The organism is Gammaproteobacteria bacterium, assembly GCA_013697705.1.
Classification (GTDB): domain Bacteria; phylum Pseudomonadota; class Gammaproteobacteria; order UBA6002; family UBA6002; genus UBA6002.
Genome location: JACCWJ010000005.1, coordinates 99,540 through 113,084, shown reverse-complemented (window position 1 = coordinate 113,084; position 13,545 = coordinate 99,540). Strand labels below are relative to the sequence as shown.

Below are 13,545 nucleotides of genomic sequence, written 5' to 3'. Positions count from 1 at the left end.
TTTATCGGAAAAAATACAGTGCGAGCAGTGAAATTATAATGGCCAATAAAATCCAACCCATCCAATCGATATAGACCCGTAAGTGATTTTTCATTTTTTTGCCACCCATTCGCATTAGTGCGGAAACTAAATAAAAGCGACTGCCTCGCCCTACCATGGAGGCCAATATAAATGGCAACATGGGCATCCCTACCGCCCCGCTTGCAATGGTAAATACTTTATACGGTATTGGAGTGAAACCCACAAAAAATAGTGCCCAAAATCCCCACGTAAGAAACCAATGCTGGACTTTGTGGAAGACAACCTCATAGCCAAGTTTGACGAGATAGGGCTCAATTAAACTAATAAAAAATAATCCCAGTAAGTAGCCGAAAATCCCTCCCAAGACTGAGCTAAGGGTCGTGACCGTGGCATACCACCAAGCTCTCTGAGGCTTAGAAATTGACATCGGCGCTAACATAAAGTCAGGGGGGATGGGGAAAAATGAGGCTTCGGAAAAACTTAAAAAGGCAAGGTAATAAGGCGCTTTAGGATGTTCAGACCAGCCGAGCACTCGATCATACATGGAGGAAAATATACTGAGTACCTTCTTCACTCTATTCCCCTTACCCATGCTGATAATTGTTCAAAAGCGCTGTATTGAGTTAAGTCTACTTGCAAGGGGGTTATCGAAACCTTGCCTTCGCGAATAGCACAAAAATCAGTTCCTGGCCCTGCATCTTGCTCCGGACCCGCGGGCCCAACCCAATATACCGGATGACCTCGTGGATCTTTCTGTTCAATAATAGGTTCTGAACGATGACGTTTACCCAGCCGGGTGACTTCCCATCCTCTCAGCTCTTCATAAGGTACATCGGGCACATTGACGTTCAATATGGTATTAGCGGGCAGTTTGTTATGGGTTAAGCGGCTTACTAAGCATTTGGCTACTTTAGCGGCCGTTTCATAATAAAGAAAAGACGTTCCTACTAAGGAAACGGCAATGGCGGGTAACCCTAAAAAACGGCCCTCGATTGCTGCGGCTACCGTGCCTGAATAAAGCGTATCATCGCCTAAATTAGCGCCTTCATTAATACCGGAAACAACCATGTCTGCTTGATCTTTTAACAAGCCAGTGATTGCTAAATGCACGCAATCTGTAGGGGTGCCTTCAACACTCACTACATTTGCAGCCAATCTTCGGATACGTAGCGGCGTTGACAAGGTGAGAGAGTTACTTGCCCCACTTCTATTGCGATCAGGTGCGACTATATTAATGGTGCCTAATTCACTTAAGGTGTCGGCAAGCACATTGAGACCTTTTGCGTACACACCATCATCATTGCTTAATAATATATTCATTTTGTTTTTCTCATAAGTAATGTCACAGCATAACAAGCAATGCCTTCTTCACGACCAATGAAGCCCATCTTTTCTGTCGTTGTGGCTTTAACGTTGACATCATTGAAAGTTAATAAAAGTTCGTTAGCGATATTTCGTCGCATCTCGGCAATATAAGGCGCCAACTTGGGAGTTTGAGCGAGAACGGTCACATCAACATTATTGATGTGGTAATTATTGTCGGTTACTAGGGCTGCAACTTGTCGCAGCAAGATTCGGCTATCAATATTGGCGTACTCTTTTTGCGTATCTGGAAAATGTTGTCCAATATCACCCAACGCAGCCGCCCCTAATAAAGCATCGCAAATCGCATGCAGAATAACATCACCGTCGGAATGAGCCTTCATCCCTTTAGAAGAGGGAATTCTCACCCCCCCCAGCACTAATGGTCTTCCCTCTTCAAAACAATGAGCGTCATAACCATGGCCAATTCGAAACATGTTTTTTCCTACTGACAATATTTCTCAGCGATTAAAAGATCTTCCGGATACGTTATCTTAATATTGTCTCGCCGTCCTTCAATTACGAGGGGGATAAAACCAATAGCTTCAATGGCTGCTGCTTCATCTGTGACCCATTGATGTTGACTGATAGCTTGATAGAGGGATTGGGTGAGTAATTTGTAGCGAAACATTTGGGGCGTTAAAGCCTGCCAAATGTTTTCACGTGATACCGTATCTATAATTTCATTTGCTGTATTAGTATGCTTCAACGTATCCCTCACCCGAGTTCCTAAAATTCCTCCTACGGGATGGTCACCCACCTCCGCAATTAATTTATCGATATCGCTGTGATCAAGACAAGGTCGAACCACATCATGGACTAGCACAAAATCTTGAGGATGAGCCAAAGAGGCAAGCGCTTGTAGGCCTTGATAAACAGAGTGGCAACGCTGCGCCCCCCCTTTCACCGCAATTATTTTGCTACCTAACTTTTCTAACCGCAGTTGTGGCCAGTAATAATCGTTGGGATCGAGAGTGATGATAATTTTTTCAATACGCGGATGATAAAGGAATTTAGCGACCGTATGTTCAAGGATGGATTTGCCATTCAATGATAAATATTGCTTCGGTATATTGCCTCCAAAACGTTGGCCGGTACCTGCAGCAGGAAGAATAACCCAGTATTTTGCTTTAAACATAAGGCAACTAATCTACAACTTGGTAAAAAATTTCATTCTTTTTAATCATGCCCAAATCCATACGCGCGTGCTCTTCCACGGATTCATCCCCTTTTCGGAGATCGTCCACATCTGCCGCTAAAATCATGTTCTTTTCTTGTAACTCTTTATTTTGTTCCTGCGCCATTTTAATGGATTGCGTAAGCCTCCACGCATGATTCAATCCACCTCGGGTAGACCAAATTTCATATTGAAGAAAAAGCAATAATAAGCTGAGAAGCATAGTTAAGGATTTAGAAGATAAATTTAACATTTTATTTCGTCCATGAAATTAATGTTTATTGGCGTATTGAGAAAAAGCCTTAATACCAGGATAAGGGGCTTGTCCTCTAAGTGCTTCTTCTATTCTAAGTAATTGATTATATTTTGCAACCCGATCTGAACGACAAAGTGACCCTGTTTTAATTTGACCTACTGCTGTCGCTACGGCCAAATCTGCAATCGTGATATCCTCAGTTTCTCCCGATCGATGAGAGATAATCGCACTATAATTAGCATTTTTTGCCATTCCAATAGCGCGCAAAGTTTCAGTTAATGTCCCAATTTGGTTCAACTTAATTAATATAGCATTACCAATACCTTCATCGATTCCCTTTTGGAGTAACTGCGTGTTAGTCACAAATAAATCATCTCCGACTAACTGAACTTTGTTTCCGAGCTGTTCAGTTAAGAAGGCCCAGCCGTCCCAATCTGATTCACTCAAACCATCTTCGATACTAACGATAGGATATTGATCAACCCACCTCTTCAAGTAATCCACAAACTCTCCAGAAGAGAGTCTTTTATCTTCAGAGTCTAAGTAGTAAAAACCGTCTTTGTAGAATTCTGTGCTGGCTACATCGAGAGCCAAGCATATATCTGTGCCCGCCTTAAATCCCGCCAGGTAAATTGCTTTTAAAATGGCTTCAATGCCCGCTTCGTTGCATGCTAAATCTGGGGCAAATCCCCCTTCATCGCCTACTGCTGTTATTTTGCCTTCCTTTTTAAGGATGGATTTCAGCGCTTGAAAGACTTCCACTCCATAACGCAGACTTTCAGAAAAGCTATTAGCCCCTACCGGTACGATCATGAATTCTTGTATATCAATATTATTATCCGCATGAGCGCCCCCATTTATAACATTCATTAATGGCACGGGCATTAAGAAGGGGCCATCATCGCCGAGATAACGGTAGAGAGGGAGGGCCTCATCTAATGCAGCGGCTTTCGCAATTGCAAGAGAAACAGCAAGAATAGCGTTGGCACCTAAACGAGATTTGTTTGGAGTGCCATCTAATTCTATCATTTTATTATCAATTTCTTCTTGCATGCGCGGGTCCATACCCACTAACGCATCTTGGATTTCGGTATTAATATGGTGTACCGCTTTCAATACTCCCTTGCCTGCGTATCTTCGAGGGTCACCATCTCTGAGTTCAAGCGCTTCATGGGAACCCGTCGAGGCCCCTGAAGGTACGCATGCGTAAGCTGTTTTGCCAGAAGACAATTGAATCTCTGCCTCCACGGTTGGACTGCCTCTTGAATCTAAAATTTCTCTTCCAGATATAGCACTGACTACCGCCATTAGCTAAGTTCCTTTTCTTTTATTATTGTGTGCTGTTGCTTGATTGTAGCGTCGATATTTTTTAATACTTCTAATAGTTCGTACATCCTACCCAGGGGCCATGAGTTAGGACCGTCACTTAATGCTTTATCCGGATTGGGATGTGTTTCCATAAACAGGCCGGAGATACCCACCGCCGTAGCAGCTCTCGCTAACGTAGGAATAAATTCGCGTTGACCACCGGAACTGGAACCCTGTCCGCCAGGCAGCTGCACAGAATGCGTAACATCAAAAACGACGGGGCATAATGTATCGCGCATTATCACCAAGGAGCGCATATCTGCCACTAAATTGTTATACCCAAAAGAGACTCCACGTTCACATACCAATATTTTGTCATTGCCTGTTGCTTTCGCTTTTTCTACTACATTTACCATATCCCAAGGAGCAAGGAATTGCCCTTTTTTGATATTAATGGGTAATCCATAACTGGCAACATTTTGAATGAAGTTCGTTTGACGACATAAAAAGGCAGGAGTTTGAAACATATCCACTACTTCGGACACTTCATTGAGGGGGGTATCTTCATGTACATCAGTGACGACAGGTACTCCGATTGTCTGTTTGACCTCAGCTAAAATTTTTAACCCTTCATTTACACCAAGACCACGAAAGCTTTTATGCGATGAACGATTAGCCTTATCAAAAGACGATTTGTAGATGAAGGGAATACCGAGGGTTGAACAAATTTCTTTCAATTCTCCTGCTGTATCCAAAGCGAGTTGGCGACTTTCAATCACACAGGGACCCGCTAACAAGAAAAAAGGTTGTTCAAGACCAACGGAGAAGCCGCAAATATTCATTATATTCCTTTGGGGAGTTTAAAAAGACTGAAGTCTACCTGCAAATAATGACTCATGCCAGTTCTGAGGAGACACATCCTAGTCTCTTAAATTCTTTCGCCGCTTCAATAAAACTGCTAAATAAAGGATGTCCATCTCGGGGCGTGGAACGAAATTCAGGATGAAATTGACAACCGATAAACCAAGGATGATCAGATATCTCGATCATTTCAACCAAGCTCTTATCAGCTGAACGTCCTGAAATAGTTAGCCCCGCTTTCTCTAGATCATGTACATATTGGTTATTCACTTCGAAACGATGGCGATGTCTTTCAGAAATTGAATCAGTCCCATAAATTTTAGCCGCCAGAGTTTGCGCTGTTAAATGGCATACTTGAGCGCCGAGGCGCATAGTGCCTCCTAAATCTGATTGGTCATTTCTCTTTTGCACATTGCCGGTACTGGTCATCCATTCGGTCACCAGTGCAATGACGGGGTAAGGGGTGGAAGAATTAAATTCAGTACTATTCGCTTTGTCCAAGTTTAACTTATGGCGCGCAAATTCTATGATGGCTATTTGCATTCCTAAACAGATACCGAGAAAGGGAATTTTATTTTCTCTCGCATATTGAGCTGCGAGAATTTTCCCCTCGCAACCGCGTGAACCAAAACCACCGGGTACTAAGATAGCATCCGCTTGGTGCAAAATCTGAACACCTTTCTCTTCTATTTCTTCAGCATCAACATAGGCGATATTTACCCGAGTACTGGTTTGAATTCCTGCATGACATAGGGACTCAGATAATGACTTATAAGAGTCAGTTAATTCTGTATATTTACCTACCATTGCAATGGTGACTTCTGCTTTAGGGTGTTTCATGGAATCGACAACCCATTGCCATTCACTCAGATCAGGATCACGGGTCGTGAGGTGTAATTTTTCCACCACGAGATCTCCTAATCCTTCCTGACATAATAGGAGAGGAACTTCATAAATATATTTAGCATCAGCGAGCGATATAACCCCACGTTCTTCCACATTAGTGAATAAGGCAATTTTTGATTTTTCTGCAGCAGGTAAGGGTCGATCGGACCGACAAATTAAAATATCAGGCTGGATACCAATTGAACGTAATTCTTTAACGGAATGTTGAGTAGGCTTAGTCTTCATTTCACCCACAGTTGGAATATAAGGCAGCAGCGTTAGATGTAAGAATAAAGTATTTTGACTGCCCAGCTCCATTCGCATTTGGCGAATTGCTTCTAAAAAAGGAAGTGATTCGATATCCCCTACGGTACCGCCTATTTCCACCAACGCTACATCAACATCATCCGCGCCATGGCGTATTTTCTGTTTAATTTCGTCTGTAATATGCGGAATTACTTGAATGGTTGCCCCTAAATAATCTCCACGTCGTTCTTTGCGAATAACATCCGCATAAACACGCCCTGTAGTGAAATTATTTCTTTGAGACATAGTAGTGCGGACAAAACGCTCATAATGGCCAAGATCGAGATCTGTCTCAGCACCATCGGCCGTTACAAATACTTCGCCATGCTGAAAGGGGCTCATTGTTCCAGGATCAACATTAATGTAAGGATCGAGTTTGATAAGAGTAATGTTTAGGCCGCGCGCCTCAAGAATCGCGCCAAGAGAAGCAGAAGCAATACCTTTACCTAAAGAGGAAACAACACCGCCCGTTACAAATATATATTTAGTCATAAAATTTCCGGTGTGTAGATGAATTTTTTCATAAAAACGGGGTTTAATTGTACCACTCCAAAATCAATTGACAACCAAATGTTCCAAATGTTTAGCCTTAGTCATTCTAACGAGCCGGTCATCCCCCAAGAATAACGAGTCACTCGCCAAACGCTCTTCCAGGTCGTCCCTAGTTAAAGCGCACGTGTCCAAACGCATAAATGGTTGGAAGTACAAAGATAGAAGTTGAGCAGAATTACTGGCATAATGCTCAACTTTGCCTTTCAAACCATAAAATAAATTAAATGAAGCCAAACAATCTAAATTCCTCACTATCAGCTCAAAAAGCTAGCGTCCGCCCGTGGTTCATGTGGGGACTAGGTGCACTCTTCTATTGCTATGAATTTTGCCTTCAAGTTTCCCCGAGCATAATGACACAAGAAATTATGCGTGATTTTTCGGTAGGCGCTTCGGTATTGGGGCTTCTCACTGGGTTTTACCTTTATGCCTATACCTTAATGCAAATCCCAGTAGGTATTTTATTGGATCGATTTGGTCCAAGACGACTGCTAACACTAGCGACTATTTGTTGCGCATTCGGTGCCCTTTTATTTGGGACAGCGCATGTCTTTGCGTTGGCCGCTATGGGCCGCTTTCTCATCGGGATTGGCTCCGCATTTGCGGCAGTCAGTTGCATGCATATCGCTGCCACGTGGCTTCCCCTAAATCGATTTGCTCTCACTACGGGTTTAATGGTCACCATAGGGATGCTAGGGGCCTTTGGCGGAGAAGCACCTCTTTCATTACTGACTAATAAGCTCGGTTGGCGAGAAACCCTTATTTTATTTGGATTTATTGGGTTAGGGTTGTCCGTTATTATCTGGTCAGTGGTACGGGATCGCCAGATCCCCCCCCTGGGAAATGACTCCTTAAGACACCAAGGTTTTTGGGCCGGACTTAGGCATATAATTCATAATAAACAAATGTGGATCGTGTCTCTTTACGGCGGCCTGATGTATCTTCCTACTCCCGCCTTTGCAGGTCTCTGGGGAGTTCCTTTTTTGATGAGGTTCTATCAAATCCCCAAAACGACTGCAGCATTTTTCATCTCTCTCATTTTCATTGGTTGGGCTGTGGGGGCACCTTTATTTGGATGGTTATCTGATAGAATTCGCAGAAGACGTCGCCCCTTGGCGATTGGCAGTATAGGTGCGCTAACCAGTATTCTATTAATATTGTATGTACCCCATCTTCCGTTATCATTGATGGGTGGACTTCTCTTCGGATTTGGATTTTTTTCCAGTGGATTTTTACCGGCTTTCTCCATTGCAAGAGAGATAAACTCTCCCGAAGCCAGTGCTACCGCCCTTGGCTTTGTGAATACATTAAATAGTCTAGGAGCGGCATTGGCACAGCCTTTTATTGGCTTTCTGCTTGACCTACAATGGCAGGGTGAAATGGAAAATGGTATCCGTCAATATTCTGTTAATGATTATCATTTTGCACTGTTGACTATTCCATTTTGTATTGGAGTTTCGCTCTTGATACTGCCTTTTGTAAAAGAAACTTATTGTAATTCTGTCTTACCCCGTTCCAGGAATTGATGCGATGAAAAAATTATTTATAAAAACGTATGGCTGTCAAATGAATGAATACGATTCCGGTAAAATGGCGGATGTATTACATGCCTCACATTCATTGGAAGTCACTGACCTTGCAGAAGAGGCGGACGTCATTTTAATTAACACCTGCTCGGTACGTGAAAGAGCCGAGGATAAAATGCGCTCCGAGTTAGGACGCTATCATAAACTCAAGAAGAAGCGCCCGGAAATTATTATTGGTGTCGGAGGATGCGTTGCCAGTCAAGAAGGGGCCGCAATCATTAAAGCGGCTCCTTATGTTGACCTGGTCTTCGGCCCTCAGACATTACATCGCCTACCGGACATGATCAGCAAGGTACAACAAGACCATCGCTCGATAGTAGATATCTCTTTTCCCGAAATTGAAAAATTTGACAACCTCCCCGCCCCTCGCGCAGACGGGCCTTGTGCTTATGTTTCTATAATGGAAGGTTGTAGCAAGTATTGCAGTTATTGCATTGTGCCCTACACGCGCGGTGAAGAAATAAGTCGCCCATTTGATGACGTCTTAGCAGAGGTGGCACAATTAAGCGAGCAAGGCGTACGCGAAATTCATCTTTTAGGTCAAAATGTGAATGATTATCAAGGGTTGACTCATACAGGCGAAATAGTGGACCTTGCGCGATTAATTCACTACATTGCGGCCATTGATTCGGTTGCTCGTATTCGTTTTACGACTTCTCACCCCACGGCATTTTCAGATAATCTCATCGCTGCATTTGCTATAGAGCCCAAATTGGCCAATCATTTACATTTACCCGTACAAAGCGGCTCCGACAGAGTGCTCACAGCAATGAAAAGAAATTACACTGTGTTGGAATATAAATCGAAAATTCGCAAGCTAAGACAAGTGCGACCTGACATCAGTATTTCATCGGATTTTATAGTAGGTTTTCCGGGAGAAACTGAAGAAGACTTCACCGCAACGATGAACTTAATTCACGAAATAGGCTTCGACCATTCTTACAGTTTTATCTATAGCAAACGTCCGGGAACGCCAGCTGCGCAACTTCCTGATAATGTAACGCAAGAGACTAAAAAACAGCGACTCACCGTATTACAAAATCGCATAAAATTAAATGCCTTGCGCATCAGCGAGGAAATGGTGGGCACCGTCCAGCAGGTGTTAGTCACCGGAACCTCTAAAAAAGATGACATGGCCCTTTCTGGGCGCACAGAAAACAATCGCGTGATCAATTTTTCGGGAGACAAGAGTTTAATCGGCACCGTGATCAAGATTATAATTACCGAAGCCCTTCCCAATTCCTTACGCGGAAATTTAATAACATGAGAATCGGGATTACCTACTGGGATTGTGCAAGAGCCTCTGCGTTCTGCTATTCTAATAGATAGGAGGAACCCAATCCTGCAATTTAAGGTAAGCATTTTGAATATATCACCCGAATTGAGTAAAGTTACTTTGATGCCTTTTGACAATAGGCGTCTTGCGGACCTATGTGGCCAATTTGATGAACATCTTAGACAGATTGAAAGCTACCTAGGGGTTGAAATTAACAATCGAGGGAACGTCTTCCAGATAATTGGTCCTCGAAATTCCATCCAAACGGCAGAAGAAGTCCTGCAGAAATTATATGAGTCAACCAGCGCCAAAGAAAGCGTAAATGCGACCAAAATCTACTTACTGCTTCAAACCGCTTCGAATGAAGTCGAAAGACGAAAATCTCAGCTAGATTTTGACAAGGCAACGATCAAAACCAAGCAAATGACTATTATTCCTCGCAGCCCAAACCAGTATTATTATCTTAAAAATATAATGGAACATGATATTAATTTTGGCATTGGACCTTCCGGCACCGGGAAAACATATTTGGCTGTAGCGTGTGCAGTTGCCGCGCTGGAAAATGGTACGGTAAGAAGAATCGTCCTCGTCAGACCTGCGGTGGAAGCAGGTGAAAAACTGGGGTTCTTACCCGGGGGTATGGCGCAAAAAGTTGACCCCTATTTAAGGCCTTTGTATGATGCCCTATATGAAATGATTGGTATTGAAACCGTCAATAAATTAATTGAAAAAAATATTATAGAAATTGCCCCGCTGGCATTTATGCGAGGGCGAACCCTTAATGATGCCTTTATCATTTTAGATGAAAGTCAAAATACGACAAAAGAACAAATGAAGATGTTTTTGACCCGTATTGGCTTCGGATCTAAAGCAGTTATTACAGGCGATATTACCCAAGTCGATTTACCTAAAAATGTCTATTCAGGTTTAAGACATGTCATCACTGTGTTAAAAGATATCGATGAAATTACCTTCACTTTCTTTCAAGCACAAGATGTTGTTAGACATCCCTTGGTGCAAGAAATAGTTAAAGCTTACGACAGTCACGAACGCCAATGACAAATTTGGAAATAGATATTCAAATAGAATCTGCACAAAGTGATATACCGTCCGCTGAGGACCTCCTCAGCTGGACAACTGCAGCATTGGAAAGCCATGCTGCAGAAATCACTTTGCGCATCGTAGATGAGCCAGAGAGCGAACAACTTAATCAAACTTATAGGAAAAAAAGCGGCCCCACAAATGTGTTGTCGTTTCCCTTTAGCACTCAAGTTGATACGTTATTACATGGCGACCTTGTTATCTGCGCCCCTATTGTTATGAAGGAAGCGCTCGCTCAAAATAAACCTCCTCGTGCTCACTGGGCACATTTAACGGTACACGGCACCTTGCATTTACAAGGCTATGACCATATAGAGGTTGAAGACGCTAAAATTATGGAAGAGCGAGAGATCGCCATACTTTCTAGTTTAGGCATATCAAATCCTTATGAATAACCCAATATTTACATCTACGTTAATTAGGAGCCCGTCTATCAATGAATGAAAACAATTCTACCCATAAGTCTTGGTTAGATCGTTTGAGCTCTCTTATTCATAAAGAGCCTCAAGATAGACAGGAAATCATGGAATTACTTCGTCTCGCCGCCAGTAAAGACGTTCTCGACAATGACGCCTTAATGATGATCGAGGGGGTGCTCCAAGTTTCAGAAATACAGGTGAGAGACATCATGGTCCCCCGCTCGCAAATGGTGGTAGTGGACCAAGATGCTCATCCCCGACAGTTTTTACCTATTATAATAGAATCGCAGCATTCCAGATTTCCCGTTATCGGTGAAAACAGAGATGAAATTACCGGGGTATTGCTCGCTAAAGAACTACTCAAATTTGCCTTTACTGGTGAAGAAAATTTTAATATTCGCACGATTTTACGTCCCGCCATTTTTATACCCGAAAGCAAACGCCTTAATGTGCTCCTAAAAGAATTTCGCCTTAATAGAAATCATATGGCTATTGTGGTGGATGAATATGGGGGTATTTCTGGGTTGGTTACCATTGAAGATGTTCTCGAACAAATTGTCGGCGAAATCGAAGACGAATACGATATAGAAGACATAAGTACTTATATTCGCAAACTTAACGAAAATCTCTACACTGTTAAAGCACTGACCCCCATTGAAAAATTTAACGAATATTTTGATACTAATTTTAGTGCGGATAATTTTGATACTATTGGGGGCGTAGTAATGCAGAAGTTTGGTAAACTGCCTAAGAAAGGCGATAGTATTCAAATTGATAACTGTCAGTTTAAAGTGCTTCATGCTGATAATAGGCGCATTCGACTTTTACGGGTCTCACTGTTGAAAAAATAGTAATTATTCAGCGCTAATTTGAACTCAGCAAGAACGCGCAGAGATGCGGTAGCTTAAGGGGTTATTTTGAAACGATATCTATTAGATGTAGTGCTACTTGTAGCAGGGATGATTCTGCCATTTGCATTTGCACCCTTTTATTTATCGCCGATCGCCTTTTTGTCTCCCATGATTTTGCTCTATATCTGGCTTGATTCTTCTCCTAGAGAAGCTTTTAGGCGCGGTTTTGTATTCGGTCTTGGATTCTTCGGAGTAGGCATTTCATGGGTCTATATCAGTATTCATGTGTTTGGACAAGCCCCCATCCCTTTAGCCGTTTTCATTACCGGGATTTTTGTGGCTTATTTGTCGCTTTTTTTTGCTTTCCAGGGTTACTGCCTAAACAAATTTCACCCCCAGAATGACTATTTTAAAATACTCTGCCTTTTCCCCTGTAGCTGGGTTTTTTTTGAGCTGCTACGCACCTGGCTGTTTACCGGTTTTCCGTGGTTATTATTAGGCTATAGTCAAACCAATACCTTACTTCGAGGATGGGCCACACTGTTAAGCGTTTATGGGGTATCGCTATTGATTACCTTTGGCGCAGGCCTCATCGTGTATCTTTTCAAAAATAAAGCAATCAAGGTTAGAGTATCTGGGGTAGTTTTGTTATGCGGATTATTCCTTAGTGGAGGCTTTCTTGCCACTATCCATTGGACTGACCCTGCAGGGAAACCACTCACAGTGACCTTAATTCAAGGGAATGTGGATCAAGACTTGAAATGGATCCCAACCCAGCTTGCGCGAACCTTAGCCATTTATAATAAATACACCGAACGTCACTGGTCGAGTGATATTATCATCTGGCCGGAAGCGGCGATCACCTTACCTCTTTATAAAATGACAGAATATCTCGAACAGTTAGGGGAGGTTGCGAAAACACATAACACTACCCTTATTACCGGCATACCCATTGTTGAACCCGACAAAGCATTTAATGGGATGATTGCCATAGGTAACGGTACCGGTATTTATCACAAACGCCACCTCGTGCCATTTGGAGAATATACACCTTTAAAACCTTTCTACGGATTTATGCTCGAAGCCTTTGATATTCCGATGTCCAATTTTATTCCGGGCGAAAAAGAACAACGGCCTTTAATAGCGAATGGTATCGCGATCGCTCCTTATATTTGTTACGAGGTCGCTTATCCCTTAGAGTTTTTGACTTTCCTTCCTCAAGCACAATTGTTGCTTACGATCACGGATGATAGTTGGTTTGGTCGGTCTAATGCCTCAGAACAACATTTACAAATGGCGCAGATGCGAGCTATTGAAACAGGGCGTTATTTATTATTCAGTAGCAATACTGGCATTACCGGTATTATCAATGCTAAGGGTGAAGTCATTAAGACTTTGCCGGCTTTTAAAGAGGGTGAAATTTCGGCGCAGGTTCAAGCTATGCGCGGGGAAACACCTTGGATGATATGGAAATTGTATCCCCTCATCGCAGTGATGGGGATAACCTTCTTGCTAGGTGTGTGGCAATACTTAAGAAGAATCGCCCCCTCGGGGTATCACCCCCCCCTCTCTTCACGAGAAAAATAG

Annotated in this window: 14 protein-coding genes; 6 read left to right on the top strand and 8 right to left on the bottom strand. The window is 42.7% G+C overall.

The window, feature by feature from the left end; all coding sequences use genetic code 11:
• Position 1 precedes the first annotated feature (1 nt).
• Genes H0U71_02110 through H0U71_02075 form a run of 8 tightly spaced genes read right to left on the bottom strand, consistent with a single transcriptional unit; the run spans position 2 to position 6,668 of the window.
• Positions 2–613 (bottom strand): DedA family protein, encoded by a 612-nt coding sequence (locus tag H0U71_02110; protein ID MBA2653844.1) that lies wholly within the window; start codon positions 611–613, stop codon positions 2–4.
• Positions 592–1,341, bottom strand: a complete 750-nt coding sequence (gene surE, locus H0U71_02105) for a 5'/3'-nucleotidase SurE (protein MBA2653843.1) — start codon at positions 1,339–1,341, stop codon at positions 592–594. The genes H0U71_02110 and surE overlap by 22 nt, the downstream gene beginning before the upstream one ends.
• Positions 1,338–1,820: a 2-C-methyl-D-erythritol 2,4-cyclodiphosphate synthase gene (ispF, locus tag H0U71_02100; protein ID MBA2653842.1), complete on the bottom strand. Its 483-nt coding sequence runs from the start codon at positions 1,818–1,820 to the stop codon at positions 1,338–1,340. Before ispF ends, surE begins: the two co-directional genes overlap by 4 nt.
• Positions 1,821–1,828: 8 nt before the next feature.
• Positions 1,829–2,521: a 2-C-methyl-D-erythritol 4-phosphate cytidylyltransferase gene (gene ispD, locus H0U71_02095; GenBank protein ID MBA2653841.1), complete on the bottom strand. Its 693-nt coding sequence runs from the start codon at positions 2,519–2,521 to the stop codon at positions 1,829–1,831.
• Positions 2,522–2,528: 7 nt separating this feature from the next.
• On the bottom strand, positions 2,529–2,813 hold the full coding sequence (locus H0U71_02090; protein MBA2653840.1) for a septum formation initiator family protein: 285 nt from the start codon (positions 2,811–2,813) through the stop codon (positions 2,529–2,531).
• Between the two features lie 18 nt (positions 2,814–2,831).
• Positions 2,832–4,124: a phosphopyruvate hydratase gene (eno, locus tag H0U71_02085; protein MBA2653839.1), complete on the bottom strand. Its 1,293-nt coding sequence runs from the start codon at positions 4,122–4,124 to the stop codon at positions 2,832–2,834.
• Positions 4,124–4,966, bottom strand: a complete 843-nt coding sequence (gene kdsA / locus H0U71_02080) for a 3-deoxy-8-phosphooctulonate synthase (protein MBA2653838.1) — start codon at positions 4,964–4,966, stop codon at positions 4,124–4,126. The genes eno and kdsA overlap by 1 nt, the downstream gene beginning before the upstream one ends.
• 52 nt (positions 4,967–5,018) lie before the next feature.
• Complete coding sequence (locus H0U71_02075) at positions 5,019–6,668, bottom strand: CTP synthase (protein ID MBA2653837.1); 1,650 nt, start codon at positions 6,666–6,668, stop codon at positions 5,019–5,021.
• A 284-nt stretch (positions 6,669–6,952) separates the two neighbouring features.
• Here H0U71_02075 and H0U71_02070 point away from each other — a divergent pair, with 284 nt between their 5' ends.
• The 6 genes from H0U71_02070 to lnt all read left to right on the top strand — a co-directional run bounded on the left by H0U71_02070 (position 6,953) and on the right by lnt (position 13,545).
• Positions 6,953–8,251, top strand: a complete 1,299-nt coding sequence (locus H0U71_02070; GenBank protein ID MBA2653836.1) for an MFS transporter — start codon at positions 6,953–6,955, stop codon at positions 8,249–8,251.
• 4 nt (positions 8,252–8,255) lie between these two features.
• Positions 8,256–9,578 carry a tRNA (N6-isopentenyl adenosine(37)-C2)-methylthiotransferase MiaB gene (gene miaB / locus H0U71_02065; GenBank protein ID MBA2653835.1) on the top strand — a complete coding sequence of 441 codons (1,323 nt, stop codon included), beginning with the start codon at positions 8,256–8,258 and terminating at the stop codon, positions 9,576–9,578.
• 132 nt (positions 9,579–9,710) lie between these two features.
• A complete protein-coding gene (locus H0U71_02060) occupies positions 9,711–10,646 on the top strand; it encodes a PhoH family protein (GenBank protein ID MBA2653834.1) in 936 nt (311 codons plus the stop codon).
• A complete protein-coding gene (gene ybeY / locus H0U71_02055; GenBank protein ID MBA2653833.1) occupies positions 10,643–11,083 on the top strand; it encodes an rRNA maturation RNase YbeY in 441 nt (146 codons plus the stop codon). Before H0U71_02060 ends, ybeY begins: the two co-directional genes overlap by 4 nt.
• A 41-nt stretch (positions 11,084–11,124) precedes the next feature.
• Positions 11,125–11,958, top strand: coding sequence for a CBS domain-containing protein (locus tag H0U71_02050; protein MBA2653832.1), 834 nt, complete (start codon positions 11,125–11,127; stop codon positions 11,956–11,958).
• Between the two features lie 66 nt (positions 11,959–12,024).
• Positions 12,025–13,545, top strand: a complete 1,521-nt coding sequence (gene lnt / locus H0U71_02045; GenBank protein ID MBA2653831.1) for an apolipoprotein N-acyltransferase — start codon at positions 12,025–12,027, stop codon at positions 13,543–13,545.